The sequence below is a fragment of the Acetobacter oeni genome, assembly GCF_011516825.1.
Taxonomy (GTDB): Bacteria; Pseudomonadota; Alphaproteobacteria; order Acetobacterales; family Acetobacteraceae; genus Acetobacter; species Acetobacter oeni.
On the sequence record NZ_WOTA01000004.1, the window covers coordinates 201,856 to 227,351 of the forward strand.

Below are 25,496 nucleotides of genomic sequence, written 5' to 3' on the forward strand. Positions count from 1 at the left end.
GTCAGGGAACCAGCACCGCCGCGCCGTCGAACCGCCCGTGCCGCAGATCATCCAGCGCCTGATTGGCCTGTTTCAGCGGATAAGGCGTCGTCGTGACTTTGATCCCGATCTTCGGCGCCAGAGACAGAAAATCGATGCCATCCTGCCGGGTCAGATTGGCTATCGAGACAATCTCGCGCTCTTCCCAGAGAATATCATAAGAAAACGCCGGGATCTCACTCATATGAATGCCCGCGCAAACCACGCGGCGCCCCTTGCGGATCGCCTTCAGCGCCGCCGGAACAAGAGCCCCCACCGGCGCGAAAATAATCGCCCCGTCCAGCAGCTCAGGCGGCGCCTCATCCGAGCCCCCCGCCCACACAGCGCCCAGTGACCGCGCAAAAGCCTGCTTCTCCGTGTCCCCCGGACTGGTGAAGGCGTAAACCTCCCTGCCCTGCCAGCGCAGCACCTGCGTAATGATATGCGCCGCCGCCCCGAACCCGTACAGCCCGATCTTCTTCCCGTCCCCCGCATGCGTCAGAGACCGCCACCCGATCAGCCCCGCACAAAGCAGCGGCGCCGTCGAAACGTCGTCGCCCCCTTCCCCAAGCGGAAACGTGTAATGCGCGTCCGCAACCGCCAGGGTCGCATACCCGCCATTGCGCGTATAACCGGTAAACAGCGGATGATCGCAGAGATTCTCCTTGCCCTCATCGCAGTACAGACAATGCCCGCAGGTATGCCCGAGCCACGGAATCCCAACCCGCTCGCCCATCCTGAGATCCGTCACACCCGGCCCGATCGCATCGATCCGGCCAACAATCTCATGCCCGGGAATCACCGGAAGCGCCGGATGCGTCAGATCGCCGTCCACCACATGCAGATCCGTCCGGCAGACCCCGCAGGCCAGCACCTTCACCCTGATCTGCCCCGGCCCCGGCTCCGGGTCCGGCACCTCCACCCATTCAAGCGGCGTGCGAGGCTTTTTCAGCTGCATGGCAAACATCATCGGGCTCCCGTCCGGTCTGGTGAGCAACAGACCACAGGCTAGACCACATCACGGACGACGGAAAATGATCATAATCAATCGCCATACAACACGGAGACATCCGGACAGCAAAGACGTATTCTTTCTCCATGTTCTTCCTCCTCAAAACAGTCCTGTCCGGCCTCCTCATCGCGCTGATTTCCACAATCGCCCGCCGCTTCCCGGCCCTCGGCGCCCTCGTCGCCTCCCTGCCCCTCATCTCCGTCTTCGGCATGCTCTGGCTGTGGCAGGAAACGCACGACGCCGAAAAGATGGAAGCCCACGTCTCCGCCACCTTCTTCTACGTCATTCCCTCCCTGCCCATGTTCCTCCTGATCCCCTGGCTCATGCGTCAGAACATCCCCTTCTATCCGGCCCTCCTCATCGGCTGCGTCGTCACCGTCGTGCTGTACCTCGCCACCATCTGGCTCGCCCGCCGCGCAGGATACTCACTCTGAAAACAGTCAGCCTCCCGACCCGCAAAAAGAGACCGTCAGAAACGCCGGAACCCGGGAAACGCTGAACAGCCCGGACCCGCCATCGCCACAAAAACAGATACCATTCTCTCAGCCGCGCCCGAACCGGTATCGACAACAACCCGGCGTAAACCGTTCAGCCCGCGGGGCCGGCACTTCCTTCCCGTCACGGAACCGCGCACGTCGCCTGAGCACAGCCCCGCCTGACGGCTGACATCCCGACCACCATCAGCAGGCTCGTCGGTAAAACCCCCGGCCAGTCACCGACTAATTTTATTGTTATATCGAAATGAAATAAGACAGCCTTCGTCATCCGCCCCGCCCGTTCAGAACTGTTGTCAAAAAGAGACAGTCTGAAAACGGAAAAAAAAACACCCGCCTGAATTGATAAAACTGAAACAAAACTGTTACACGATCTGGCCAGGTTATTTCGAACAGGCAATTTTACGGATCAACAACAAATCAGCGGCCCTGGCCCTGACAAAACCCGCAAGCAGTGGAGAGCGATCAGAACTATGACATCCCGCCACCGTCTTCTGGCCGCAACTATTCTGGCCTTCCCGATTGCAGGTTTCGCCTCTCAGGGCAAAGCCGCAACGACCAGCGAGACCCCTTCAGTTCACTCCACATCAGCCAGTCGCACCCATACCGCGCACCACACCACGCCCGTCGGCAGCAAAGCGGCCCCCGCCACCACGACGCAGGCAAAGGCAAAAGCCCTCAAACCGGCCCAGTACAATTCCGACGCCAACGAAGCCGTCATCGTTACCGGAACGCACAGTTCAAACCGTAAGGCACGGCAGAGCATCAGCCCGGTCACGGTTGTTTCCAGCGCCGTCCTGCAACGTTCCGGTATGGTGAACCTGGCCGACGCGCTGACACGCACTTATGCGTCGATCAACGTGGAAACAATGGGCGGCGACGCGGCGGCTCTGGTGTCCCAGATCCACATGCGCGGCCTCAGCTCCAACGAAGTTCTCGTCCTTGTCGATGGCAAACGCCGTCATACAACCGCGAACATCACAGCGGATTCCGGCCCGAACTTCGGCGCGACCGGCGTCGATCTGAACATGATCCCCGCCAACATGATCGACCATATCGAAGTGCTGGAAGACGGCGCGGCGGCCATGTACGGTTCGGACGCCATCGCCGGCGTGGTCAACATCATCACGAAGAAAACAAATCACGGCGTCAACATGAGCGCCCAGACCGGCGCAAACGCCTATAACGGCGACGGCTGGCAATACCAGTTCAACGCCGACGGCGGCATGAAACTGGGTGACGACGGCTATCTGCACCTCTTCGGCCAGATGTACCACACCGACCATTTCGTGGCGAAAGGCGTGCACGATCACCGCCTGAGCGGCAACCAGCCGTCCTACGCGGATGCGGCAAGCTATACAAGCTCAACGGCTTCCATCCCGAGCACGTCAAATAAGATCCAGAGCACGCCGGAAGAAACCCGCGAGAATTTCGGCCTCGAATGGGGCAAGCCCGTGAACGAGGATGCTGAATTCTACGGCAGCATCACCTACGGCCACCGTCACGCCGAGTCCTACGAAAACTATCGCGTCCCGAATGTCGGCGACGGTGTTGCCGAATCCTATTATCCTTACGGTTTCTCACCGCTCGAAACCATCGAGGAAAACGATTACGCCGCGACAGTCGGAGCGAAGGGCGATCACCTCCTGGGTTTCCAGTGGGACGTGTCCTCAACCTACGGCTCCGACTACGACAAGATCGGCAACAAAAACACCATCAACACCGGCATGTTGCAGTCAACCTGCTCGACCAGCCCGTCGAGCAGCTATTATTCTTCGGCAGGATGCGGCTGGAGCCCGACACAGGCGCGGGCCGAAAGCTACGCCATGTCACAGTGGACGAACAATCTGGATTTCCGTCGCCACTTCAACATCGCCCATACCGTTCCGATGACGCTGGCTTTCGGCATGGAACAGCGCATGGAATCCTACCAGATCTGGGCAGGCAATCCGACATCCTACGCCCTGGGCGGCACGCAGGGTTACGCAGGCCTTGCGCCGCAGAACGCCGGCAAATGGTATCGTGACATCTGGGCCTGGTATATGGACGGCGACTTCCACTTCACCAGGAAGTGGGAAGTGGATTTCGCGGGCCGCTTCGAGCACTACACCGATGTCGGCAATACCCCCAACGGCAAGATCTCAACGCGGTATGATTTCACCAAACGTGTAGGCGTGCGCGCCACGATCAGCACCGGCTTCCGCGCGCCAACACTGGCCGAAGAACACTTCAGTGCCATGAATGTCACACCGACCGGCGCTTCCGGCATGCTGGCGGCGGATTCATCATCGGCAAAAGCGCTCGGCTCACCCGGCCTGAAACCGGAGCGTTCGACCAGTGAATCGGGCGGCATCGTGCTTGAGCCGGTCGACGGGTTCCATGTCGAGGCCGATGTTTACCAGATCAACATTCGCGACCGTATCGTCCAGGGCGGCACGGTGAACGGCGACGCCGCCATCTCGGCCATTGAATCCATGGGGTTCTCGCTTCCGGCCAACTCATATTCGGCCAGTGCCGTCAGCGCCTACTACCTCGCCAACGGCGCCAGCACCCGCACCCAGGGCGTCGACATCAAGGCCGATTACACATTCCACCTGCACCAGTACGGCAATCTGATGCTGAACATGCAGATCGCCCTCAACCGGACGCGGCTGCATCATAACGGGATCGGCAGTACCGGAAACGAACTGCTGAACGCGCAGAATATCGGCTACATCACTACCGCCTACCCGCGCAGCAAGATCATCCTGAACGCGTATTACACGTATCATAACTGGGACGTGAACATCCGTCAGACCCGTTACGGCCAGACGACCGACATGATGAGCTATGAAGACTGGGCACCGACCGCGCTCCAGTATTCGGTCACTCAGTTTGAAAAATTCGTCAACTCGCCGCACTGGCTGACGGATCTTGAGGTCGGTTACCGCTTCAACAAGCAGTGGCACCTTGCCGTCGGCGTCAACAACATCTTCAACGTCCGTCCACGCCGGATGAACTCGCTCATCAACTATCTCGGGGCCGAGCCTTATGATTCAGCCTCCCAGCAGATCCCGATGACAGGCGGCTACTACTACGGCCGCATCAACGCCTCCTTCTGAAGACACACCGGACGGGGAGAGAGCCAGCTTCTCTCCCCGTTTCCTGTACAAACCTCAGAACGACGCGCTCAGACTCAGATTAAACGACCGCCCCATTCCCGCCAGCGGGGACAGCACGCCCGTCGCCTTGTAATCCCCGAGCGAGAGCCCGCCCAGCGGAAGATAATACTTCTGATTGCAAACGTTCTCGATGCTCGCATCCAGAGTCAGATTCCGCCACCGGTAGCTCCCCCCAAGCCCCAGCAACGCATAGCCCGGCGTCCGCGGCTCATTGCGAATCCAGTCAACCGTGCTCTTCGATTTGACCAGCGTGACCTCAACGCGCCCCGTCCAGTTCTCAAACGTCTCATGCAGGCTCACCACGCCATTCGTCGGCATCTGATGATAAAGCCCCGAATGATTGACCAGATCCTGCCCCCGGACCCAGTTCACATTCGCCCGGATCTCCCCCGTCCCGAACGCCGCCGTCTTCCATAACTGCCGCGCCGCCGAAGCGTTGATCCCGTAAGTCTGCGCATCGTGATTTACAAACTGTAGTTTCGACAGCCCGTTCGTAAGCTCCCCGATCCGAACAACATTAATGTAATGATGTGTGTAGGTGTAATAAGGCTGAACCTTCACCTCCCACGCATGATCCACCGGATCATGCCACGTCACCGTAAAACTCGCCGTATTAGCAACCTCCGGCGTCAGCTTCAGATTGCCAACATACCCGTTCCCGTCACCAGACCAGCCAATCATGCTCGTCGCCATCGCCCCTTGCGCCCAGGCATACCGCTCATACAGATTGGGCGACCGCGTCTTGCGCGCATACCCGCCCTCAATCATCAGACTGTCCAGAGCATGCCAGTGCGCCAGCGCCGTCACGTCGAAATTCGTGTCCGTCCGCCCCCGTGACGCCGCATTGAACTTCTGCGCCGCAGCCGCATCCGCCGCCGACATCATGCTGGTCCAGGAATACGGCGAGACAGGCCCGGTATTCATCATGACCAGATCATTCCGGAAACCCAGTTCCGTGGAAAGTCGCGGCAGCCACTGCGCATTCCACTCCACGTAATGCCCGAGCCGGTCCCGGTGCCCGTTATTGATGTTGTGAAACGTGTCCGGCCCCATCATCGTGCTGCCGACAAGCGGCGGCCACCAGTCGTTCAGCCCGTTATGCTCGAACTCGCTCCCAAGCCGCAGCGTATGATTCCGGCCCAGCGGAATCGTCGCCTTCAGCGTATAGCCCGCCGTCCGGGAATCCGTGTCCATCGGCATCCCCGTCGTCGAGGAATGTCCGCCCTTGTCGCTCATCATGTCCATCGCATGATCGACCCGCTGCCAGAACCCGCGCGCCTCCAGCGTCCCCCAGTCGAAATCGCCTTTATACTTGCCGTTTACATAGGTCGACCGGTTATTGGTCATGTCCATGTACTGGTTCGGAAATCCCTCATAAGGAATGTCCTGCTGCCCGAAAGTAATGGCAACAAGATGATTGTCCTTCTTCAGCCCCGCCGTCACCGCATGATTGAAACTGAGATAACTCGTCGAGCGAACCTGCTTGCCATCCCCGCCGGTATGATAGTCGCTGGCATGAGAATACGAGCCCGAATACCGCAGACTCAGCAGATCGTTCGCCACGGTCATCGAACCGGACGCCCCCGACCCGCCACCATTGCTGCGATAATCACCCCGCATGCGTCCCGTAACGAGCACCTTTCCCAGCTCCGCAAACAGCGGATCACGACGCTCAACCTCAATCGTCCCGCCAAGACTGTCGCCACCAATGCTGACCGGCGTAATCCCCGCCGTCGCAACCGCCTTAGATACGGAATCAGGATCGATATAAGACAGCGCCGGATTCATGTGGTTCGGGCAGGCCGCCTCAATCCGCATCCCGTCCACAATCGTCGCCACCCGGTCATCCGCAAACCCGTTCAGAACAGGCAGCGCCGAAACCCCTCCGGCCGAATAAGTGCTGAAACCAAGACTGCGCCGAAACAGCGACGTCGTATCCGCGCTGTGAACCGACGGCACCCGAATACCATTCACCGACAGATATTCCCTGTCATGCGATTCAATCCCCGTCACCGTCGCTGACGATCTTACGGCGGACATCATCTTCATCGCCGTCGAAGACTTCGCCCCGCCCGCCATCGCGGGAACCTGCGTCACCGCCCCCCCACCGTCAGCCCCTGAAACCACCGGCTGCGTCGTCTGAGCCATCGCCGACATCGAAAAAAACAACGATCCCACACCGGCAAACGCCAGTCCGACCGTGAACACGGAGCACAGGAGGCTCCGCCTTCGGCTGAATCCGTACATGAAAAACCCTGTCATGATCTGAAAAGCAGTCAGGCCACACAGTCGCAAAACCCGAAGACAGGCCGGAGCGAACAGGTGGCAACAAAAGCGATCAGATCAGAACAGGAGGCCCGCGCTGGGGCGGCAGAAACCGCACAAAAACAGGGGGCGCGCGCGGCTGTGCAAATACCCGGCGCATCGACAGAAAAGCAGAGGAAAGAACAGGCAGAAACGGCGCGGCCGTCAGAATAACCCCAAAAATAATCAGAAGGGGACACAGCGCACAGCCTGCGTCATGCTGATGATGCGCCTTATGATGGCCCGCCTCACCAGCCATCATCATATGGTGATGATGAGCCATCGAAGACGACATCGCCGCGCTCTCACGCGCCACCTTGTCGGAAACCGCCCCGTCAGAAACCGGAGCAATATCAACGCCGGTCAGCCGCAGGATCGTCGCGCGCGGCGTATCGCCGGGCAGCGCCAGCCCCTGCAGGGCAAGCTGCCCCAGCAGACCCGTCAGTGTCAGCGCGACAATCAACCAGCGGACGCAACGCATCCGTGTCGCAGGAATAACCGGAACAGTCATAAAAAGACCGAACAGCCTGCCTTCCGTTACAGGTGCGGCGTATCCGCCCTGACAAACAGACCTGGTCCCTTACGTCCTCACGGTCAAGTGACTACGGCGTACTCCAGACCTGCTCCGAAGAAATCGCGCCCGCTCAGCCCTCCAGCGTCACGAACGCAAAAGCCGTCGGCGTCCCGACCGGTGTAAAGTTCCAGGTAAAGTCCAGCGCCCCGGTCTCGCCGTTCACACGGAACGCCGTGATGGAATCACTGCGCTGGTTGGCCACGAACATATGCGCCCCCGTCGGATCGAAGCTCAGCGCCCGGCCATAATCCGCGTGCTCCCACACCTCGTCGAACAGCTCGATCGAACCATCACTCTTCACGCGGAAACACGCAATCGAATCACCGATCCGGTTGGTCACATAAAGGAACTTTCCATTCGGATGCAGAATGATCTCGGCCGCGATCGTGCTTCCGCGGAAACGACCCGTCACCGTCGCCGCCGTCTGCCTGGGCGAGATCGCCCCGGTATTCGTGTCGTAATCCGCCACAACAATCCGGGAATTCTGTTCCCCGAGAATGTAGATAACCTTCCCGTCCAGACTGAAACAGAAATGACGCGGCGCCGAACCGGGCTCCATATCGAACCACGGCTTCGCCGCCGGAACCAGAACGCCTTTCTCCAGATCCAGCTTCCAGACATACACCCGGTCAAGCCCGGCATCCGCGACCAGAACGAACTTCGCCGCCATATCCGCCTGAATCATATGCGCATGCGCCCCGGAATGGTCGCTTACCGCATAATTTCCCGGTGGATTGTCAGCCGCGCGTTCCGGCATTTTCGGGCCGGAATCATGCACAAGATCCGTCCGCGCGCCCAGACTTCCATCCGCCTCGATCTGAATCACCGACACGCTGCCGCTGGTATAGTTCGCAACCAGCAGATAACGGCCAGACGGATGCACACTCAAATGCGCCGGATCGGCCCCGCCGCTCGGAACCGTGTTCAGCTTCGTCAGCACACCGGTATGCTGATCGATCGCAAAAGCCGTGGCCGCGCCGCCCTTTTCCGGACCAACCTCCTCCAGCTCATTCACGGCATAAAGAAACCGCCGGTCAGGCGACAGCGCGAGAAACGAAGGATTGTCCGTCGGAGTCACCTGACCAAGCTGTGTCAGCACGCCGGACGTCGTGTCCATCTCGAACAGCGTGATCCCTTTGGCGTTCGCGTCCGGCGGACCATGTTTCGTGTAGCCGCCGACATAACACAGCGTCCGCGGCCCGGACTTGCGGGCCGCCGCCTCAGGCGTCGATTGTTTCAGCGCCCCTTTGGGAATAGGAGCCGGAGGCGGGGTCGGAGCATTATCAGCAAAAGCCGGCCTCAGAACATATGTCAGGCCGGCGCCGGCAACCGAAAGACCGAACAGACGACGACCGAATGTCTTTGTCATAACCGCGAATAGCCTCTTATTTTTATCGCGCCTGATCGGAAACAGAACACCGGATACTCCGATGTCCCGCCTCCGTGGCGTCTGTTATTGCGGCATCCGGCAGGCGGCGCCGATTGTTCCCGTATAGCGGGTCCAGGTCTGGGTTTCTCCAAAAATCGGAATCATGACATAGCCCCGCAGCTTCAGAACATCCTGTTGCGGCGACCATATCTGGGCATGGTAAACATTTCCCGTATCCGGATCGAGAATACGTCCCGCCCAGCGCCCGGGATCGTCAGACATCGGTGTAAAGCCGGTCAGCATCGTCAGACCGCACTCAGACCGCCCGTCCCGGCTCTTCGGCACCGGCTCCGTCGGACCATACAGCAATCCGACCAGCGTGCCGCAAAGCACCTCGCCACACCGCGCGATATGGAACACCCCGTCATGCTTTTCGCTGAGCCAGTAACCAAACTCCGGCCCCGACGTCGGCAGCACCCCCGGCGCGGGATCGGCATAAGCCAGCCCCGTCGTCAGAAAAAGAACCGCCCCGATTCCGGCAGCCAGACACCGCAACACAGCGACGGCCCGTCGAAACGACTCTCCTGCCTGCCCATGAGCAGAATCCATCTTCACCTGCATCGCCTTTCCGGCTGAACCGGGACCACTGCACCCCGCCATCTCAACTATCGGCCCGCGAAACCCAGGGGAGAGCCTGTACTGCGACGCCTTCATCCTCGAGAAGTTCCTTCTGCTCCCCGGACATACTGCCATAAATTCCCCGCTCATCCCCTTCACCACGATGAATGCGAAGAGCTTCGTCAGCAAACCGGTCGCCAACATTCTCGCATGTCGTCTCAACATTATGCCGCAATCGCCGGAGCGCCGCCATCAGCACGTCCGGAACCGGCGCCCCGTCAGCCGGCGCGGCCACCGGCACCGGGGTAACAGCCGTCTCCGGTTCCGGCGCCTTCTCTTCAGTCGCGCGCTCTTCCGTTGCCCGATCTTCAGCCACCCGGGCAGTCCGCACCGCAGGCGCCATCAGCGCCCGGTCAACCCCGGCCGTGCCGCAAAACGGACAGGTCAGCAAATTCCGCCGCGCCTGATCCTCAAACGCTCCGGAATCGCGAAACCATCCCTCAAACTCATGCGCGCCGACACAACGAAGCCTGTAGAGAATCATGACGCTCCACTGACATGCAGCAACGGGTCCAGCCCACCCCGGCGATCGAGCGCAAACAGATCGTCGCACCCGCCAATCGCCTGCCCGTCAATGAAAATCTGCGGCACCGTCGTGCGGCCACCCGACCGCTCCCGCGATTCCACACGCTCCGGCGTCCCGTGCGGCGCATTGATCTCGTGGAAAGCGACACCCTTCTTTTCCAGCAACGCAACCGCGCGAATGCAGTAAGGACATCCGGGCTGGGTATAGATTTCAACTCTGGCCATAATCATCCGGCTATCTGTTCAGAATTACTGTTCGGCGTGACGCTGAACCCTGTCACAGCAATCCTATCACGTCCTGAACATCTGTCATACGCGGAATGAAGCCACGCACCGCGTCCGCAACGTCATTCTTCCATGCCCTCGGGCAGGTCAGCATCCTCACTCTCCAGCGGCACCGTCCGCGCCGCCGCCAGCACCGCAACCGAGGCCGCCCCCGCCTCCAGCAACGCCACCGAACAGGCCTTCGCCGTCGCCCCCGTCGTCAGAATATCATCGACCAGCACCACATGCCGCCCCCTGATCCGCTCCAGCCGCGACGCCTTCACCTCAATCGCGTCCAGCATCTCCTTCGCCCGTTCCTCAGCCGAAAACCCCGCCAGCCGGCTGGTCGCATGAGGCCGCTTCAGCCCGTCCACCAGCACCGCAACCCCGGATAACGACCCGACAGCCCGCGCCAGCAGCGCCGCCTGATTATACCGCCGCTGAATCAACCGTCGCCAGTGCACCGGAACCGGAACCAGAATATCCGCCGCTTCCAGAATATCGCCCCCCGCCCGGATCATCTGCCGCGCCAGAACACCCGCATTCTCCGTCCTGTCCGCATATTTCAGCGCCAGAATCAGATCGCGCGACCCCTCGTCATAAACATAAGCAGCCCGCCCCTTCGACCACGGCGGCGGATGCCGCTCACAGCGCACACACCGCGCATCGAACCCCAGATGACAATCCGACAGCAACGGCACCCCGCACTGATCGCAACGCGGCAGACCGATCGGATGCACCCGCATGAAACAGTCCGGACACAGCGAATGGGGCTGATCCACCTCCGTCCCGCACGCCGAGCAGGTCGGCGGCAGAACCAGATCAAGCACAAACCGGCCGAACCTCGCCGCCCCCCGCCTCAGCCCCGCTCTGCCGATCATCAGTTCCATCATCCGCCCCCGACGGCCCGGCTCCCGCCCACACATTCGCGCCATTCCGCCCCCGTCACTCTTGGCACAAAGCCCGCGCAGGCGCACATGCTGCACATCATGCAGAATGATCACGTCACATTCGACCGGAACGCTGTCCGGCTACACCGTGACCGCGCCGCACGCACGCTCGGCAGCGTCTCCGGCATCCTCGACGAAGCCGCCGACCGCCTGCTCGAACGCCTCGACGACCTGACCCGCACCTTCCCCCTCGCCCTCGACATCGGGGGACGCGGCGCCACCCTCCCCGGTCTCCGCGCCCGGAACATCGAAGTCATCAGCACCGATCTCTCTTTCAGAATCGCCCGTCAGGCCACCCCGCCCGCCGTCTGCGCCGATGAGGAGTTTCTTCCCTTCGGAGCCGGCACCTTTGATCTGATCGTCGCAAACCTCTCCCTGCACTGGGTCAACGACCTGCCCGGAACCTTCGCCCAGATCCGCCACGCCCTGAAACCCGACGGCCTCTTCCTCGCCAGCATTCCCGTCCTGCCAACCCTCTCGGAACTGCGCGACAGCTTCAGCGAAGCCGAACTCGCCATCAGCGGCGGCGTCTCCCCCCGCGTCTCGCCCTTCCCGGCCCTGCGGGACTGCGCGGCCCTGCTCCAGCGCGCCGGCTTCGCCCTGCCCGTCGTGGACGCCGAAACCATGGATATCCGCTACCGCTCCGGCCTCGCCCTGCTCCGCGACCTCCGCGCCGCCGGCGAAACCAACGCCGTCACCCTCCGCGACCGGCGTACACCTTCAACGGCCCTGTTCCCCGCCGCCCTGTCCCTGCTCGCGGAACGCCACACCAGCGCGGACGGCACCATCGAAACGCCCCTCCACATGGCCATCCTCAGCGCATGGGCTCCCGCCCCGACACAACCCAAACCCCTCGCCCCGGGCCAGTTCACAACCTCCCTGAACGATGTCCTGAATGACGACAGCAGCCGAAAATAGCTCCGGCAGCGGCCCGAAGCCCCCGCCGGAACAAACCCGGAAACCGGTCAGATCAGACCTTCTTCCTTCATCGCCGCCCGCGCCGAATCCCGCGCCATCACCCGCTCTTTCAGCGCCCAGGCCACCTTGTGCCCCGAAATATCCACGCCCATATGCCCCGGCCAGCCCAGAATCACCGCCACATAAGCATCCGCCTGCGTGAAACCCCACGGCAGCCAGTAATCACGGTCCGCACTCAGAAATGTCTCAAGCTGATCCAGCCGGCGCCTCAGCCCCTTCACAACTTTTTCCTTCGCCTCTCCGGCCAGATCCGACGCAAAAAGCGCGCCCGTGGCAACATGCAGATCACCACAAAACCCCAGAGCCTCCTCCAGACGCGCCCGCTCCATGGACCCCAAAGCCGGCCTGAACGCCGCAACATCCGAATGATCGCCAATATACTGAAGCACCGCCGGATTCTGCGTCAGAACCACCCCCGGCTCAATCTCAATCGCCGGCACCGCCCCGCGCGGATTGATCTTCCAGTAATCGTGCCCCGCCTCAGTCACCTTCTTCTGAAGATCCACCTTCTCCAGCGTGTAAGACGTCCCCGTCTCTCTGAGGATGATGTGCGATGCCAGCGAACAGGCACCCGGACTGTAATAGAGTTTCATGGAAACCTCCGGAATAAACAGAACAAACGTCCGCCAGGCTGATCGGACGGCAGCGTCTGTCCGGTAACCGGCAGCCTGACACATATGAACCACAACAAACAATCGTGAATTAAGATACTGTCACTAACAACGACACGCCCCCCAATCGTTCATCCCTTGATACAACCCCCGCAAAGTCTTACATGGAGCCGGTGAATTACATGCCCCGGTCGCACAACCCCCGGTGAAAGTCTGAAATGACGGTCACACAACACCAGATCGAAACAATCCGCAGCGCCGGCACGGACGCGCGCGCCATCCTCCGCGCCGCCCGCTCCACGCTGCCGGGCAAAGTCGCCGTCCTCTCCTCCTTCGGCGCGGAATCCGCCCTCCTGCTCGCCTTCGCCGCCGAAATCGACCCCGCGATCCCGGTCCTCTTCCTCGAAACCGGCATGCACTTTCCGGAAACATTGCAATACCGCCGCGATCTCGCCGCCGATCTCGGCCTGACAAACGTCCGCGACATCCCTCCCGCCCCGAAGGCGCTCGAACAGCGCGATCCGTCCTCACAGCTCTGGGCCTTCGACCCCGACGCCTGCTGCCAGCTCCGCAAGGTCGAGCCCCTCAACCTCGCTACCCTGCCGTTCTCCGCCCTCATCACAGGCCGCAAACGCTCGCAGGCCGCCACACGGCACCGTATGGAAGTCGTGGAACCCGATGGCGAAGACCGGATCAAAATAAATCCCCTGGCCGACTGGACCGCCGAGGACATCGACGCCGAAATGACCCGCCGCAACCTCCGCCGTAATCCGCTCAGCCTGAAGGGCTACCCCTCCATCGGCTGTGAGCCCTGCACACGTCCGGCAGGCGAAAATGACGACCCGCGCGCCGGCCGGTGGGCGGGACAGAACAAGGTCGAATGCGGTATCCATAAACCCGCCTGACCCGATAACACGGCCATCAAACACGACCTGACAACAGAAGGTTCTCCCGACCATGGATCATCTTGACCAGCTTGAAGCGCAAAGCGTCTTCATCCTCCGCGAAGCACACCGGAAGCTGAAACCGCTGGCCATGCTGTGGTCGCTCGGTAAGGATTCCAACGTCATGCTCTGGTTGGCCCGAAAGGCCTTCCTCGGTCGCGTCCCCTTCCCCGTCATGCACGTCGACACCGAGAAGAAATTCCCGGAAATGTACAAGTTCCGTGACGAATACACAAAGAAATGGAACCTCGACCTCCAGCTCGGATACTGCCCCCCCGTCGAGGAAATGGACCCGACCCTGCCACCCGCCGCCCGCTCCGCCGCCCGCAAAACCTCCGGCCTCGCCGCCATGATCGAAAAGCATAAGCTCCAGGGCGTCATCGCCGGCATCCGCCGCGACGAACAGGGCACCCGCGCCAAGGAGCGCGTCTTCAGCCCGCGCGGTGCCTCCCATAAATGGGACATCCGCAACCAGCCACCGGAATTCTGGGACCAGTACGCAACCCCGCACGAGGACGGCGTCCATATCCGCGTCCACCCCCTGCTCGCCTGGCGCGAAATCGACATCTGGCGCTATATCGAGCGCGAAGGCATCCCCATCGTCGATCTCTACTTCTCGAAAAACGGTAAACGCTACCGCTCGCTCGGCGACCAGGACATCACCTCGCCCATCAACAGCGAAGCCTCAACCCTCGCCGAAATCATCACCGAGCTTGAGACCACACGTACATCCGAGCGCGCCGGTCGCGCCATGGATCATGAATCCGAAGATGCATTCGAGCGGCTCCGCGTCGCCGGTTACCTCTGAGCACCAGAACCAGCGAACGACGGAATAAAAAACATGAGCAAAACATCATCAGCCGAACTTCTGGCAGCCACAACCATCATCGACCCGATCGACCGCGACGTCGCACTTGAATCCGCAACCCCCATCGTCATCGTCGGCCACGTCGATCACGGCAAATCCACCCTGATCGGCCGCCTCCTCTACGACACCGACAACCTTGAGGAAGGGAAGGTCGCGCAGATCATCGAATCCTCGAAAAAGCGCGGCCTCACCATCGAGTGGAGCTTCCTCCTCGACAGCCTCCAGATCGAGCGCGATCAGGGCGTCACCGTCGATTCAACCCGTATCCCCTTCCGCCTCGGCAACCGCCAGTTCGTGATCGTCGACGCCCCCGGCCACCGCCAGTTCCTCCGCAACATGATCACCGGAGCCGCCGACGCCGACGCCGCCGTCCTGGTCGTGGACGTCAATGAAGGCGCACGGGAACAGACCCGCCGCCACGCCATGCTGCTGCGCCTGATCGGCATCCGTCACATCATCGTCCTGCTCAACAAAGTCGATCTGCTGGACTTCGACGAGCAGAAAGTCCGCGCCGTCGAGCAGTCCGTCACCAGCCTCCTCGCCCAGCTCGAACTCACCCCCTCCCTCTTCATCCCGGCCTCCGCCCGCGACGGCGACAACATCGCCAGCCGCTCCGAACGCTCGCCATGGTACAAAGGCCCGGTCCTCACCGAAGCCCTCGCCGCCGTGCCGGACGGCAACATCCGCGCCACCCTCCCGTTCCGCCTCCCGGTCCAGGACGTCTACCGCTTCGAGGATAAACGCTACGTCGTCGGCCGCATCGAACGCGGCACCGTCCGCGTCGGCGACGAACTGACCATCGGCAGCCAGGGCAGCACCGCCCGCGTCGCCAGCATCGAACGCTGGAACGCCCCGGAACGCGACAACGCCAGCGCCGGTGAATCCGTCGCCCTCGTGCTGGAACCCGACGTCATCCCCGCCCGCGGCGACTTCCTCTTCGCACCCGCCCAGGCCCCGGAAAAATCGGCCCGGATCCGCGCCAACCTGTTCTGGCTCCGTCAGGAACCCCTGCGCACAGGCGAGAGTTTCCGTCTCCGCCTCGCCACCGCCGAACACCAGGTCACCGTCGCCTCCATCGACTCAGTCCTGCGCCTCGACGACCTGACCGAACAGCAGGCCGATGAAGTCGGTCCCGAAGGCTTCGCTGAAATCACCCTCGTCGCCGGTGAAGCCATCCAGTTCGACCCGTTCTGCCCCGGAACATCCGACGGTCGCGGCGTCCTCGTCGATCGCAACCAGCGCATCGTCGGCGGCGCCCCCCTCCTCGGCCCGGCCACACTCGCCGCAGGCACCCACGCCATCCACCCGTCCGGCGGCGAAGTCAGCACCAGCGAACGCGCCCGCGGCAAAGGCCATAAACCCGGCGTCATCTGGCTCACCGGCCTCTCCGGCGCCGGTAAAAGCACCATCGCCCGCCTCGCAGAACGGAAGCTCTACTCAGACGGCATCGACGCCTGCGTGCTGGATGGCGACACCCTCCGCACCGGATTGTGCAGTGACCTCGGCTTCACCGAAGCCGACCGCCACGAAAACATCCGCCGCGCCGCCGAAGTCGCGAAAATCCTCGCTCAGAACGGCCACGTCGTCCTCGTCGCCCTGATCTCCCCGCTCCGGGCCGACCGCGCCCTCGCCCGCAAAATCATCGGCGAAGAGTTCGGGGAAGTCTTCATCGACACCAGCCTCGCCACCTGCGAACAGCGCGACTCAAAAGGCCTCTACCGCGCCGCCCGCGAAGGCAAAATCGAAAACTTCACCGGTATCAGCGCCCCCTACGAAGCCCCGGAGAAGCCAGACCTCCGCATCGCCGCCGACCAGAGCGACGCCACGCAGAACGCCACAAAACTGACCGACTTCATCATCAGCAAAATCCGCTGATACCACCGGAAACGGGACAGTCCGCAGGGCTTTGCCCTGCACCCGGAAGGGGCCACAGCCCCTTCCCCCCTTTCTTATAATATTAGCGATGATCCCCGTTTACAGTCCTGCAAGACAAATTCTGCGGTTCCCATAATCGGACACGGCGGAATATCACTCTCGAAATCGCATGACTAAATCAGGAAAAGCGGGATTTTATGCTTCTGCCCCGACAGTGGATTGTGGAAAGATCCTTCGCATGGCCAACGCAATGCAGGAGGCTCGTGAAAGACTATGAGTGATGCGTCTCAACCCTTGCTGTAACGCACATCACCGCCTTCGCGGGCTTCATGCCTGGAAACGCTGCCGCTCTGCCCGTCCAGAGTGCATCATACCTTCCGGACCTGACATTCATCGTGAACGTGCTGACCGGGCACTGCATTCTCTACGCAGGCAGAAGGCCTGCCTGCCGATAACTTTCGATCAGTGCGTCGAAAAGCGAAATATCCGACCGGCTTCTGGCCATGAGCTGAGCCCCGGCGATCGCAGCGAAGATGGCGCGAGCCCTTTGTTCAGCCATCCGGGTATTAACCACACCCGTCGCGGACAGAAGATTACTCAACCATGCCATATTCACATCGGCAAAGGCCTGAACCTGAAGCTTCACCATTTCCGGCAGGTCGTCATATTCCGCGCTCATAAAACTGCCGAGGCATAACCGGTTTCCGTTCTCGAGCGACTGGCGGAATATCTCCGGATACCGATGCAGGCAAAGGAGCGGATCAGCAGTTTCGGCCTGTATGGCTTCGAGACGAGCTGCCGTATCCTCCCGGTAACGTTTTGCCACTGCTGCACCAAGATCCGCTTTGCTTGGGAAATGGTAGTAAATGCTCGCAGCCCTGATCCCCACTTCTTCGGCCAGATCGCGGAAATTCAGGCCGCCATAGCCATGCGCCTGGGCCGCACGTCTGGCCGCTGCAAGAATGGCTTCTTTTGAACTTAAACTCATCTCACTCCCTGTTACGTCATCATCAAATCTACCAACTGACAGATAGCTCTTGACGACATCAGTTCAAAGCCTCATTTTCAGACTACCATCTGACAGGTAGAATGAAAACATCATGTCAGATGAACGCCACGTGGAGCGGGATAATGAAAATTTATGACTGGCCCACCGGCCCGTATCCAGCTCGGGTTCGTATCGCTCTGAGCGAGAAAAATCTTCAGTCATGCGTTCAGTTCGAGACCATCAACCTCTGGAAAGGCGAGCATAAGACTGCCAGTTTTCTGGCAAAGAACTACTCGGGTACGCTGCCGGTGCTTGAACTGGACGACGGGACTTTTCTCGCGGAATGCACGGCCATTACCGAATATCTCGACGCGCTTGATGGTGTGCCCATGCTGACCGGTCGAACGCCCCGGGAAAAGGGTGCGATTCACATGATGAGTAAGCGCGCCGAACTGGAATTGCTGGACGCCATCAGTGTCTGTTTCCACCATGCCACGCCTGGGCTCGGACCCGGTGTCGAGCTGTACCAAAACGTCGAATGGGGACTTCGTCAGCGCGACAGGGCATTGAGGGGAATGCATTACTTCGACTCTGTTTTACGAAATCAGCCATTCGTTGCCGGGGCAACGTTTTCAATGGCCGACATTACTGTCATCGGTGGCCTGATATTTGCTTCACTCGTGGATGTGCCGGTGCCCGAGGAATGCGCGGCTCTCCAGACCTGGTATGCAAAGATGCAAGAGCGTGCCAGCGTCCGGAAACAACTGGCGCTGTCGTCGTGAATGGAAGCATCTGCCTGAAACTACAGGCAACAAGACAGGTTTTCTGATGGAAGCGGACAGAATTTTGATCAGACCGCAGGTGATTGCTATGCGCTACACAGGAATGTCGACGCTCCGGACATAATTTTGTCCTCCGAAATATCCGGACCGAGGGTGTAAGCAATCGTGTCTGCAACCGGAACTCATCACCCGGCCACTCCCGATCAGAATGAAAAACTCCCACTCCCCCAACCCCGTTTCACACCGAACTACCGCCCGCCGCCCTCAACCCGGCATCTCCCCCTCCGAATAATCCGGCAAAGAAATAGCACTATGCACCGGCTGCCGCGCCGATACCGGCCGCACCGCCCCCCTGTTCTTCGTCATCTCAGCCAGCGCACGATCCCGCGCATCAAGATCCGCCTGCGTTTCCGGCAGAAAAAATCCCCCGTTGCCGTCATTCACCAATGCCTGGTTCGCCTCAACAAACGGCCGCGCAACGCGCTCGTAAGCCGCGAACGCCTCCACCGGATCGTCATGCGTGGCCAGCTCACCGGCAAGAACATACGCACCCACCAGCGCCAGACTTGTCCCCTGGCCTGACCGGAAAGACGGCGCAAAAGCCGCATCCCCCACCAGAACCACCCGCCCTTTCGACCATCCCGGCATCCGGATCTGACTGACACTGTCGAAATACAGATCGTCAGCCGCAGCCATCGCATCGAGCAGGCGCGGCACCTCCCAGCCCATCCCGGCAAACACGGCCCGCGTGCGCCTGATCTGCGCCTCCGCATCACGCCCGACAGAAGTCGATGAGTCACCCGCCGCAAAGGTGAGAAAGCCAAAAACCCGATCACTGTCCTGAACCGCGAACAAACCGGCGGTCCGGCCAGGCTCCGCATGAAAAACCCCTTCATGCGACAACCCGTAATCGTTCGGCAGGGAGAAAATACCGAAGCAGAAACCAAGCGAGTGGATGAACTGCTCCTCCGGCCCGAAGACCAGACGTCGCGTCCGCGAATGCAAACCATCTGCCCCGACCACGAGATCGTATCGCTCCTGCCGCCCGCTCGCAAAATGAACATCGACGCCCGCACCATCGTCATGCAGCGTCTCGATCCGGTCGTTGAAACGGTATTCGATCGCCCCGTTTTTCGTCGCCTCATAAAGCAGCATCGTCAGTGTACCGCGAGGAAGTTCGACATCCCTCTCCATATCGCTGCCAATCATCTCATAAGTCGGAACGCTGCCAATCACGCCTCCCTTTCCGTCCACAAAAGTCATGGCGCGGGAATGAACATGCGCCGCCCGGACTTGCGGCAGCAGACCCATCTCCTCAATCACGTCAACCGCCGTGCCACGAACATCAATCGGATAACCGCCAGTCCGCACCGTCGCCGCACGCTCAACCACCGTCACGGCAAAACCGTAGCGCTCAAGCCAGAAGGCCAGCGCCGGGCCGGCAATGCTCGCACCGGAAATGAGGACGGACCGACGGCGCCCTGGAAGCTTTGTCTGGCTCATGATATGACCCCATGAATAAGATTCCTGTCGCATCTTACAGAGCCTTCGCCCGGAATCAATAAGATTCATCGTGCATCTTATCGGAGTGTCATGAGAGTTCTGAGAAAAACGCGACGCCGCGGCGCGGCGCTGGAGGAAGCGATCCTCGACGCGACATGGGAGGAACTGACCGAACACGGTTACGCCAGCCTGACCCTGGAAGGCGTAGCCTGCCGCGCAGGAACCAGCCGCCCGGTTCTGCACCGTCGCTGGCCGAGCCGCATGGCTCTCACGGCGGCAGCCCTCGCACGGCACCTCGTGCGGGAAACCGTCGTCGTTCCCGATCTCGGCAATCTACGGGACGAACTCCACCTCCTGCTTCGCCTCATGTCCGACCGCGCCGGTGCCGGAAGACTTCAGTTGCTGTTCGATATGCAAAAGGATCTTGTGGCCGAACATTCCAGCCTGGCCGATCTGCGGAAGCGCATCGTGGACGTCAGCCAGTTCGAGACCGTCATAGCCCGCGCCATCAAACGTGGAGAAATCGACAGCACCCGCCTGACACCCCGGATCACAACCCTCCCTCTGGATCTGGCGCGTCATGAAATGCTGATGACATTCCGCCCCCTTTCAGACGAGACCATCCGCGAAATCGTCGACGACATCTTCCTGCCCCTGGTGCGTCAGAAGCAGGCCCTCGCCCCGGGCTGACAACCATCTGCGCCACAAACGGAGCCAACAGCCCCGCCCGTTATAAAAATCCCTCACCCGCTCACTTTCATCACAGCTGATACCGTGGATCCGCAGCGCCTCACCGCAATGACGCGCCACAGTTCATCGACAAAACAGATACATTCATCATGAAACCGGTAATTCAGGCCCCTGCACGCCCTGCACAGCGGAGATCGACCCGGAAACGTCGCAAAACGACCGACGTCACGGATATGATCGCGCTGCGTCTCGCGCGAGAACCCTCGCATCGTCATGTCATCAATCAGGCGCTGGCGAAGAGGGCTGATCGTCCCTGCAGAAATAAGCCCCGTCATTATCCGGCTCCTTGTGTTGAACACAAACCAGAGTGCGGCGGACCATCAGGACAGCTTCAGATAAAACACCTGTCTCACGCCGTGGTGACAGACAGCCACGCTACACCACTCCCGCGCAGCGGGTTCGTTCCTCCCGGCCTCACCCGTCCGTCCGGTAAACGTCGCCCCCCGTCACAATATCTCCTCCGCATTTGCAACAAATATAATCGCCCGAAGAAACCAGATCCTGCTCCGGACTCTTCACCGCCCTCCGGATTTCCCCCGCGCTTCATGCACCGAAGCATAACCCAGACGTGACTGGTCAAAATGAAGATGCAGAACAGGCGCAGTATTTCGATCGTCTGTCGGCTGAAAGATAAACCGCCCATGCGGGAAATCGAATAACGCCACGACACCCTCGAAGAAGTTCTCCCCCAGAGCACCACCGCGAATAGTGTCCTGCACCAGAAAATCGAAAGCAGTAAGTGTGTCCGTCCCGATGCCCACCGCCCCGAACCGATGTCTCTGCCCTCTCAGGATCGATTCATAACGGATTGTCTCGTGTTGATCCCGAGCCAGCATCTCGTCGGAAACGCCGGCGTCATGAGCGTCGGACCGTGGCATCACGCTGATCGCAAGGTCGGGGTCCAGCCGGAGACGCCGCGATACGGCGCCGGTTCGCACCTGAATACTCACGCCATCATCCATCGGAACGTCATAAACTTCACCGGAGAAAATCGCTGCCGGTGTCTCGCCACATTCTTTTTTCGGATTCCAGCGAAAGAGCGCAAGCTTCCCATGAGGCACATCAAGCAGAAGCTCGGCGTGGCGAAGAATGTCCCGTCCGATGAGCCCGATGACCGGCAATCCGCCCGCATTGTGGTGCGCTTCCCCGTTCAGAAGCGAGGCAGGCACCTGCGACAGTGACAGCCCGCCGATTTCCAGGCTGTCGATGACCGTGCGTTCCGTAACGACGATGTTCTCATCCTGAGCGCGCAGAGGTTCGGCAGCCCCGGGCGGAAACCATATATCGTCGTAATCCCGGACAAAAACGCGTTTGAGAGCCGGACTCAGATACATCGCCGCAGACGCGCCCCCGATCTTCACCGGTATGATCGGGCTGTCCCCGCTCCCTCCCAGAAGGGGAACAATCGCGGTCCCGTCAATGCAGGACGAGACAGGCTGATCCGCATGAGCACCCGCGCCGCACGAAAGCGCAACCGCGATAACAGACCACCCTATTTTGCCCGCTGCCAGGCGTCGGAAGAAAAGGAAATCCCGCATCACACGTTTCCTGAAACGACCACCTGACCATCATGAAAGGCCTGACCGGTTCGTAACGGTTTCGCACCGGTTCTCTTTCTCATAGTCCGCTCCGGCTCCGAATGCGAGCCAACCGAATGGCTCCCCGCATATGAACAGCACCTGCGCGGATTGCAGAAGCCATTGATGCATCGGAACATGATTTTCCGACCTGTCAGCGACGATCAGCCCTCAGTCGTTAATCAAAGTGAAAGACAACCCGGTCATCCTGCACAAACCCTGGCGACCCGGCTCGTTGCCGAACCCGGCGCCCCGTACAATTTCGGCGGTCACGCCAACATGCAGATCGGCACGTCCGCAGGCATTGGCACTTAACGATCAGGTGAAATGACGGAACATCTCCCTGCCCGTAACCGGGCGTCTGAAAAACATACCAGAAACGAAACAAAAATATCCATAAAAGTCTGGAATACGCCTGCTCTCCGGCCCCCTTCTGTCACAAACAATCACAAATAAACCCACCCCGACAAAGCAGGGACAGCTCTTCTTCTCCGTCACCCACAGGAGAGACACCCGCTGAAAACCTGCTGCCAGCCTGAACACCGCATCAGGCCATCCCCGGCTTCCAACGCCCATTATCCAGCCGAAGCAATTTGTGATCTCACGCCGTATCAGACTGCTACCCTTCTGGAAAAACCCTGCCATCAACCCCATGTTCGTAAGCGGTAAAAGGGGCTACGGAGAGAGATATGGACCGCATCGTCATCCTGACCGGCGCCGGAATCAGCCGGGAGTCGGGCCTCGATACCTTCCGGGATGAAGGTGGTATCTGGTCACAGGTCCGCCTTGAAGACGTCTGCACCCCCGAAGGCTTCGCCCGCGATCCGGAAGCCGTTGACGCCTTTTACAACAGTCGCCGCCGCGAACTCGCCACCGTCAAACCAAATACCGCTCACAAGTCTCTGGCTGCCCTTGAGGCTGTCTTCGGCACAAATGACGACGATACTTTCCTCCTCGTCACCCAGAACATCGACGACCTCCACGAGCGCGCCGGTTCAGCAAACCTCGTCCATATGCACGGTGAACTCCTCCGCCTTCGCTGTATGAACTGCGGCGCTACCCCACGCTGGACAACCGATTGTCATCGCACCACGCCCTGCCCGTCCTGTGGCTGGAAAAACCTGCGCCCCGACGTCGTCTGGTTCGGAGAAATGCCCCTGCATATGGATCGCATCAGGCGTGCTCTGGAACGCTGCGACATCTTCGTCGCGATCGGCACATCCGCAACCGTCTACCCTGCCGCCGGCTTTATTGATGAAGCCTCCGGACACGCCCGCACCATTGAACTCAATCTCGCCCCGTCCGGAAGCGCCTCCCTGTTTGATGAAGCCGCCTACGGAGAAGCCACCACCATCGTCCCCCGGTTCGTGAAAGACTTCCTGGCGGAGAACGCAAATTGAGCGACGAGACTCTCACAGACCTGGTCGCGCGGATCCGCGCCTGCACTGCCTGCACCGCCCATCTCCCTCTTGGACCACGTCCCGTTTTGCACGTCTCCCCCCGAGCCCGCCTTCTGATCGCCAGCCAGGCCCCAGGCACAAAAGTCCATGAAACCGGCATCTCCTTCAACGATGCCTCCGGAGAACGCCTTCGCTCCTGGCTCGGAATGGATAAAGCAACATTCTACGATACCGAACGCGTTGCTCTCGTCCCCATGGGATTCTGCTATCCCGGACGTCTGCCACAGGGCGGCGACCGTCCTCCCCGACCCGAATGTGCTCCCCTCTGGCGTGAACAGATCCTGTCGGAACTGAAAAACATACGCCTGACCCTCCTTGTCGGCTCCTACGCACAGAACGCAGCCCTGGGACCCGGAAAAGTTGCTGACAGGGTCAAAAACTACCGCGATTACCTACCGAATTACTTTCCGCTTCCCCATCCTTCCTGGCGAACCAGCGCCTGGGAAAAACGCTCGCCATGGTTCACTGCGGATGTCCTCCCGGCCTTGCGACAAGAAGTAATCCGCGCAATTGAAAGCTAAAATCTCTCCGCCTGCTTCGGGTCAACAAAAAAGAACGGAATCAATCGATTTAATGGACACCTTCGAAACAACGTGAACATCTGGTTAACTATAAGAGGACAGTAATAATCAATATTCTGTCAAAAAAAATTTAACTGCACTTCAGTGTAATGACCGGTAAAATGCTGTCGCAAACCCCATGATCCCACCAGCAAAAATCTGCACACCGATGGTCAATAAAATCAGCGCAGCAAGACGGCTGAGAATGCGCGTTCCCGTCACACCAAGCATCGCTGTCAGACGTTCAGCATAGGCGTAGGCTACCCAGACAACGCCGGCAACTGCCCCTGCCGCAACAGAGAGTCCCGTTTCCCAGGCAAAAAAGTGTGTTCCGTTTTCCCCTGAACTGAGCGCTATTGCTACAGAAATTGAACCAGGTCCAACAGTAAACGGCATCGTCAGCGGAAAAAATGCGATGTCATTCCAGTGCGGTGACACCACAGGCTGTCCGTCCTGCATTACTTGCTTCTGCCGCCTTTGCTCCGTCGCCTCTGGACTCTGCAGCATCGTCCACGCACGCACCGCAACCACCAGTCCCCCAGCAACTCGCAATGCGTTAATGGAAACCCCGAAGAACGCCAACACAACACTACCAGCCCACACTGATACCACAAGAAGAACAAAGGAATACAAAGCAACCGTGCGGGCCAGCACCGCCCGTTCCGCGATCGTATGTGCCTCTGCCGCCTGTAAAAAGATAATTGATGCGCCCAGTGGATTGACAATCGAAAACAGTGCAGGAAAAGCCAGAAGAAAACTATCACGCGCAATAAAAACAGACACAGGAATGTTCATATCGGCACCACACCAACTCCACCATTTATTGAAACTAAAATAAACACAATAACTTCACCATTATTTAAAATAAAAAATATACATTGCACGGTAACTCCATCATATGCTCCTGTATACTTATTTTTTATTAAACTCCCTTTTTTCGTCATGCTATGCATAATATATAATGCAGCAATGGTTCCATTCCAGCGGCCGTCACATCAGGGTTCATCTGCAAATAAACTTTGCCATCAAAATTCTGAAAGCATTCAGGTTCGCCTGCTTTTACTTCAACGATTTACACCATATCGTGTAGAGGATCAGGCAATAAAATTTTCTCTCCTCTAGGAGGATACTGACTCTCGCTAGGGCGTGTCGTCAGTTAATTCCGATGATGGCGGAGGCGAGTTGCACGGCAGCGAGAAAGGTTGACTTCAGCTTGTCGTAGCGTGTTGCGATGCCTCTGAAATGCTTCAG

At 59.8% G+C, this 25,496-nt stretch carries 25 protein-coding genes and 2 pseudogenes; 11 read left to right on the forward strand and 16 right to left on the reverse strand.

The window, feature by feature from the left end; translation table 11 throughout:
- Window position 1 precedes the first annotated feature (1 nt).
- Window positions 2-985: a zinc-dependent alcohol dehydrogenase family protein gene (locus tag GOB90_RS04485; RefSeq protein WP_146888090.1), complete on the reverse strand. Its 984-nt coding sequence runs from the start codon at window positions 983-985 to the stop codon at window positions 2-4.
- 131 nt (window positions 986-1,116) lie between these two features.
- Between GOB90_RS04485 and GOB90_RS04490 the strand changes: the two genes are divergently transcribed.
- A complete protein-coding gene (locus GOB90_RS04490; protein WP_146887995.1) occupies window positions 1,117-1,464 on the forward strand; it encodes a DUF3147 family protein in 348 nt (115 codons plus the stop codon).
- A 533-nt stretch (window positions 1,465-1,997) separates the two neighbouring features.
- Entirely contained in the window at window positions 1,998-4,625 is a 2,628-nt protein-coding gene (locus GOB90_RS04495; RefSeq protein WP_173571922.1) for a TonB-dependent receptor plug domain-containing protein, read from the forward strand.
- A 54-nt stretch (window positions 4,626-4,679) separates the two neighbouring features.
- Here the strand turns inward: GOB90_RS04495 and GOB90_RS04500 are convergent, their stop codons facing one another.
- The 7 genes from GOB90_RS04500 to GOB90_RS04530 all read right to left on the reverse strand — a co-directional run bounded on the left by GOB90_RS04500 (window position 4,680) and on the right by GOB90_RS04530 (window position 11,403).
- Window positions 4,680-6,842 carry a TonB-dependent receptor gene (locus GOB90_RS04500; protein ID WP_373322148.1) on the reverse strand — a complete coding sequence of 721 codons (2,163 nt, stop codon included), beginning with the start codon at window positions 6,840-6,842 and terminating at the stop codon, window positions 4,680-4,682.
- A gap of 181 nt (window positions 6,843-7,023) precedes the next feature.
- Window positions 7,024-7,500, reverse strand: coding sequence for a DUF2946 family protein (locus GOB90_RS04505; RefSeq protein WP_146887991.1), 477 nt, complete (start codon window positions 7,498-7,500; stop codon window positions 7,024-7,026).
- Window positions 7,501-7,633: 133 nt separating this feature from the next.
- Complete coding sequence (locus GOB90_RS04510) at window positions 7,634-8,932, reverse strand: lactonase family protein (RefSeq protein WP_146887988.1); 1,299 nt, start codon at window positions 8,930-8,932, stop codon at window positions 7,634-7,636.
- 84 nt (window positions 8,933-9,016) lie between these two features.
- Complete coding sequence (locus GOB90_RS04515) at window positions 9,017-9,646, reverse strand: DUF2147 domain-containing protein (protein WP_242011782.1); 630 nt, start codon at window positions 9,644-9,646, stop codon at window positions 9,017-9,019.
- Window positions 9,594-10,094 carry a DUF1178 family protein gene (locus GOB90_RS04520; protein WP_146887986.1) on the reverse strand — a complete coding sequence of 167 codons (501 nt, stop codon included), beginning with the start codon at window positions 10,092-10,094 and terminating at the stop codon, window positions 9,594-9,596. The genes GOB90_RS04515 and GOB90_RS04520 overlap by 53 nt, the downstream gene beginning before the upstream one ends.
- On the reverse strand, window positions 10,091-10,360 hold the full coding sequence (grxC, locus tag GOB90_RS04525; protein ID WP_146887984.1) for a glutaredoxin 3: 270 nt from the start codon (window positions 10,358-10,360) through the stop codon (window positions 10,091-10,093). The genes GOB90_RS04520 and grxC overlap by 4 nt, the downstream gene beginning before the upstream one ends.
- A 122-nt stretch (window positions 10,361-10,482) precedes the next feature.
- A complete protein-coding gene (locus tag GOB90_RS04530; protein WP_373322146.1) occupies window positions 10,483-11,403 on the reverse strand; it encodes a ComF family protein in 921 nt (306 codons plus the stop codon).
- Between GOB90_RS04530 and GOB90_RS04535 the strand changes: the two genes are divergently transcribed.
- Window positions 11,389-12,267 (forward strand): methyltransferase domain-containing protein, encoded by an 879-nt coding sequence (locus GOB90_RS04535; protein WP_146887981.1) that lies wholly within the window; start codon window positions 11,389-11,391, stop codon window positions 12,265-12,267. The genes GOB90_RS04530 and GOB90_RS04535 overlap by 15 nt on opposite strands.
- Before the next feature lie 47 nt (window positions 12,268-12,314).
- On the opposite strand, the gene GOB90_RS04540 is transcribed toward GOB90_RS04535, so the two are convergent.
- The gene (locus GOB90_RS04540) at window positions 12,315-12,920 is read right to left on the reverse strand and encodes a glutathione S-transferase family protein (RefSeq protein WP_146887979.1); all 606 of its coding nucleotides are present in this window, start codon (window positions 12,918-12,920) and stop codon (window positions 12,315-12,317) included.
- Between the two features lie 236 nt (window positions 12,921-13,156).
- On the opposite strand from GOB90_RS04540, the gene GOB90_RS04545 reads away from it, so the two are divergent.
- The 4 genes and pseudogenes from GOB90_RS04545 to GOB90_RS04560 all read left to right on the forward strand — a co-directional run.
- The gene (locus tag GOB90_RS04545; RefSeq protein ID WP_146887977.1) at window positions 13,157-13,843 is read left to right on the forward strand and encodes a phosphoadenylyl-sulfate reductase; all 687 of its coding nucleotides are present in this window, start codon (window positions 13,157-13,159) and stop codon (window positions 13,841-13,843) included.
- Between the two features lie 52 nt (window positions 13,844-13,895).
- The gene (cysD, locus tag GOB90_RS04550; protein WP_146887975.1) at window positions 13,896-14,690 is read left to right on the forward strand and encodes a sulfate adenylyltransferase subunit CysD; all 795 of its coding nucleotides are present in this window, start codon (window positions 13,896-13,898) and stop codon (window positions 14,688-14,690) included.
- Between the two features lie 33 nt (window positions 14,691-14,723).
- A complete protein-coding gene (cysC, locus tag GOB90_RS04555; RefSeq protein ID WP_146887973.1) occupies window positions 14,724-16,625 on the forward strand; it encodes an adenylyl-sulfate kinase in 1,902 nt (633 codons plus the stop codon).
- A gap of 179 nt (window positions 16,626-16,804) precedes the next feature.
- Window positions 16,805-16,903 (forward strand): annotated as a pseudogene (locus GOB90_RS04560) (IS5/IS1182 family transposase); the annotation flags it as partial.
- 146 nt (window positions 16,904-17,049) lie between these two features.
- Here the strand turns inward: GOB90_RS04560 and GOB90_RS04565 are convergent.
- Window positions 17,050-17,613, reverse strand: a complete 564-nt coding sequence (locus tag GOB90_RS04565; RefSeq protein ID WP_146887971.1) for a TetR/AcrR family transcriptional regulator — start codon at window positions 17,611-17,613, stop codon at window positions 17,050-17,052.
- A gap of 143 nt (window positions 17,614-17,756) precedes the next feature.
- On the opposite strand from GOB90_RS04565, the gene GOB90_RS04570 reads away from it, so the two are divergent.
- Window positions 17,757-18,395 (forward strand): glutathione S-transferase, encoded by a 639-nt coding sequence (locus GOB90_RS04570; protein ID WP_146887969.1) that lies wholly within the window; start codon window positions 17,757-17,759, stop codon window positions 18,393-18,395.
- Between the two features lie 264 nt (window positions 18,396-18,659).
- Here GOB90_RS04570 and GOB90_RS04575 read toward each other — a convergent pair whose 3' ends face one another.
- A complete protein-coding gene (locus GOB90_RS04575) occupies window positions 18,660-19,898 on the reverse strand; it encodes an FAD-dependent monooxygenase (RefSeq protein ID WP_146887967.1) in 1,239 nt (412 codons plus the stop codon).
- Window positions 19,899-19,988: 90 nt separating this feature from the next.
- On the opposite strand from GOB90_RS04575, the gene GOB90_RS04580 reads away from it, so the two are divergent.
- On the forward strand, window positions 19,989-20,588 hold the full coding sequence (locus GOB90_RS04580; protein ID WP_146887965.1) for a TetR/AcrR family transcriptional regulator: 600 nt from the start codon (window positions 19,989-19,991) through the stop codon (window positions 20,586-20,588).
- A gap of 53 nt (window positions 20,589-20,641) precedes the next feature.
- On the opposite strand, the gene GOB90_RS19100 is transcribed toward GOB90_RS04580, so the two are convergent.
- Window positions 20,642-20,923, reverse strand: coding sequence for a hypothetical protein (locus GOB90_RS19100; protein ID WP_242011783.1), 282 nt, complete (start codon window positions 20,921-20,923; stop codon window positions 20,642-20,644).
- 240 nt (window positions 20,924-21,163) lie between these two features.
- The gene (locus GOB90_RS04590; RefSeq protein ID WP_146887963.1) at window positions 21,164-22,186 is read right to left on the reverse strand and encodes a pepsin/retropepsin-like aspartic protease family protein; all 1,023 of its coding nucleotides are present in this window, start codon (window positions 22,184-22,186) and stop codon (window positions 21,164-21,166) included.
- 728 nt (window positions 22,187-22,914) lie between these two features.
- Between GOB90_RS04590 and GOB90_RS04595 the strand changes: the two genes are divergently transcribed.
- Window positions 22,915-23,625, forward strand: coding sequence for an NAD-dependent deacylase (locus GOB90_RS04595; RefSeq protein ID WP_146887961.1), 711 nt, complete (start codon window positions 22,915-22,917; stop codon window positions 23,623-23,625).
- Window positions 23,622-24,206 carry a uracil-DNA glycosylase family protein gene (locus GOB90_RS04600; RefSeq protein WP_146887959.1) on the forward strand — a complete coding sequence of 195 codons (585 nt, stop codon included), beginning with the start codon at window positions 23,622-23,624 and terminating at the stop codon, window positions 24,204-24,206. Before GOB90_RS04595 ends, GOB90_RS04600 begins: the two co-directional genes overlap by 4 nt.
- 141 nt (window positions 24,207-24,347) lie before the next feature.
- On the opposite strand, the gene GOB90_RS04605 is transcribed toward GOB90_RS04600, so the two are convergent.
- The 3 genes and pseudogenes from GOB90_RS04605 to GOB90_RS04610 all read right to left on the reverse strand — a co-directional run.
- Window positions 24,348-25,040, reverse strand: coding sequence for a MarC family protein (locus GOB90_RS04605; RefSeq protein WP_146887957.1), 693 nt, complete (start codon window positions 25,038-25,040; stop codon window positions 24,348-24,350).
- Window positions 25,037-25,189, reverse strand: coding sequence for a hypothetical protein (locus GOB90_RS18945; RefSeq protein ID WP_206752466.1), 153 nt, complete (start codon window positions 25,187-25,189; stop codon window positions 25,037-25,039). Before GOB90_RS18945 ends, GOB90_RS04605 begins: the two co-directional genes overlap by 4 nt.
- A gap of 208 nt (window positions 25,190-25,397) precedes the next feature.
- A pseudogene (locus GOB90_RS04610) lies at window positions 25,398-25,496 on the reverse strand (IS5/IS1182 family transposase); the annotation flags it as partial.

Excerpts from the sequence above, each read along its gene's own strand:
- GOB90_RS04485 (WP_146888090.1), bottom strand. The coding sequence starts at position 985 with ATGTTTGCCATGCAGCTGAAAAAGCCTCGCACGCCGCTTGAATGGGTG.
- GOB90_RS04490 (WP_146887995.1), top strand. The coding sequence starts at position 1,117 with ATGTTCTTCCTCCTCAAAACAGTCCTGTCCGGCCTCCTCATCGCGCTG.
- GOB90_RS04495 (WP_173571922.1), top strand. The coding sequence starts at position 1,998 with ATGACATCCCGCCACCGTCTTCTGGCCGCAACTATTCTGGCCTTCCCG.
- GOB90_RS04500 (WP_373322148.1), bottom strand. The coding sequence starts at position 6,842 with ATGTCGGCGATGGCTCAGACGACGCAGCCGGTGGTTTCAGGGGCTGAC.
- GOB90_RS04505 (WP_146887991.1), bottom strand. The coding sequence starts at position 7,500 with ATGACTGTTCCGGTTATTCCTGCGACACGGATGCGTTGCGTCCGCTGG.
- GOB90_RS04510 (WP_146887988.1), bottom strand. The coding sequence starts at position 8,932 with ATGACAAAGACATTCGGTCGTCGTCTGTTCGGTCTTTCGGTTGCCGGC.
- GOB90_RS04515 (WP_242011782.1), bottom strand. The coding sequence starts at position 9,646 with ATGAAGGCGTCGCAGTACAGGCTCTCCCCTGGGTTTCGCGGGCCGATA.
- GOB90_RS04520 (WP_146887986.1), bottom strand. The coding sequence starts at position 10,094 with ATGATTCTCTACAGGCTTCGTTGTGTCGGCGCGCATGAGTTTGAGGGA.
- grxC (WP_146887984.1), bottom strand. The coding sequence starts at position 10,360 with ATGGCCAGAGTTGAAATCTATACCCAGCCCGGATGTCCTTACTGCATT.
- GOB90_RS04535 (WP_146887981.1), top strand. The coding sequence starts at position 11,389 with ATGCAGAATGATCACGTCACATTCGACCGGAACGCTGTCCGGCTACAC.
- GOB90_RS04540 (WP_146887979.1), bottom strand. The coding sequence starts at position 12,920 with ATGAAACTCTATTACAGTCCGGGTGCCTGTTCGCTGGCATCGCACATC.
- GOB90_RS04545 (WP_146887977.1), top strand. The coding sequence starts at position 13,157 with ATGACGGTCACACAACACCAGATCGAAACAATCCGCAGCGCCGGCACG.
- cysD (WP_146887975.1), top strand. The coding sequence starts at position 13,896 with ATGGATCATCTTGACCAGCTTGAAGCGCAAAGCGTCTTCATCCTCCGC.
- cysC (WP_146887973.1), top strand. The coding sequence starts at position 14,724 with ATGAGCAAAACATCATCAGCCGAACTTCTGGCAGCCACAACCATCATC.
- GOB90_RS04565 (WP_146887971.1), bottom strand. The coding sequence starts at position 17,613 with ATGAGTTTAAGTTCAAAAGAAGCCATTCTTGCAGCGGCCAGACGTGCG.
- GOB90_RS04570 (WP_146887969.1), top strand. The coding sequence starts at position 17,757 with ATGAAAATTTATGACTGGCCCACCGGCCCGTATCCAGCTCGGGTTCGT.
- GOB90_RS04575 (WP_146887967.1), bottom strand. The coding sequence starts at position 19,898 with ATGAGCCAGACAAAGCTTCCAGGGCGCCGTCGGTCCGTCCTCATTTCC.
- GOB90_RS04580 (WP_146887965.1), top strand. The coding sequence starts at position 19,989 with ATGAGAGTTCTGAGAAAAACGCGACGCCGCGGCGCGGCGCTGGAGGAA.
- GOB90_RS19100 (WP_242011783.1), bottom strand. The coding sequence starts at position 20,923 with ATGACGGGGCTTATTTCTGCAGGGACGATCAGCCCTCTTCGCCAGCGC.
- GOB90_RS04590 (WP_146887963.1), bottom strand. The coding sequence starts at position 22,186 with ATGCGGGATTTCCTTTTCTTCCGACGCCTGGCAGCGGGCAAAATAGGG.
- GOB90_RS04595 (WP_146887961.1), top strand. The coding sequence starts at position 22,915 with ATGGACCGCATCGTCATCCTGACCGGCGCCGGAATCAGCCGGGAGTCG.
- GOB90_RS04605 (WP_146887957.1), bottom strand. The coding sequence starts at position 25,040 with ATGAACATTCCTGTGTCTGTTTTTATTGCGCGTGATAGTTTTCTTCTG.
- GOB90_RS18945 (WP_206752466.1), bottom strand. The coding sequence starts at position 25,189 with ATGACGAAAAAAGGGAGTTTAATAAAAAATAAGTATACAGGAGCATAT.